Source organism: Oleiphilus sp. HI0086, from assembly GCF_001635225.1.
Map to the genome: position 1 here is coordinate 1 of NZ_LWFZ01001180.1, position 915 is coordinate 915.

Consider the following 915-nt stretch of genomic DNA (forward strand, 5'->3'; position numbering starts at 1 on the left):
CTTTCTGCGAAATTGCTGCCGAAACCTTGCGCGCTATATCTCTATATAAGTGAGACACTTCGCTATCAGGCTCTGCCACAACGGTTGGTTGGCCTGCATCGGTTTGTTCACGAATGGTTTTGTGTAAAGGCATCTCCCCAAGTACTTCGGTCTGATAAGCCTGTGCGATACGTGCACCGCCACCTTCACCAAACAAGGGTTCATGGTGGCCGCATTCGCTACAAATATGAGTGCTCATATTCTCGATTACACCTAGTACGTCAATGTCTACTTTACGGAACATCTCGATGCCTTTTTTGCAGTCAAGCAAGGCAATATCTTGAGGTGTGGTGACAATAACGGAGCCGGTTACAGGGATTTTCTGCGCCAAGGTGAGTTGGATGTCACCCGTGCCTGGTGGCATATCGATAATCAGGTAGTCCAGGTTATTCCATAGGCTTTGCGTGGCTAGTTGCATCAAAGCACCGCTAACTTTGGGGCCGCGCCAAACCATGGGGGTGTTATTATCTACAAGAAAGGCCATCGACATTGCCTGTATGCCATGAGCCTCGATAGGCACAAAGAACTTTTCTTCTTCAGTTTCAGGGCGTTGGCCTTCTGGAATGCCCAGCATCATACCTACGCTTGGGCCGTAAATATCAGCATCAAGAATACCAACAGTTGCGCCCTCTTGAGCGAGTGCCAGTGCCAGGTTAACTGAACTGGTGCTTTTACCAACACCACCTTTGCCAGACGCTACCACAATGACGTTTTTGACGCGTTCGAAAGCAGGAACCTGGCCTTGCGCTTTATGCGCCTTTATTTTGAAAGAGACAGATATATCGACACTTTCGACGCCATCAACAAACTCCAGGTTGCTCGTAAGTATCTGCTGCATTGCGCCTAAAGTACCTTTGCAGGCGTAAGGCATTTCAA

General features: G+C 48.6%; 1 protein-coding gene. It reads right to left on the minus strand.

All coding sequences use genetic code 11. The features are described from left to right. Window positions 1–915 (minus strand): iron-sulfur cluster carrier protein ApbC (apbC, locus tag A3756_RS20545; RefSeq protein ID WP_068554475.1); only part of this gene is annotated, 915 nt, incomplete at both ends.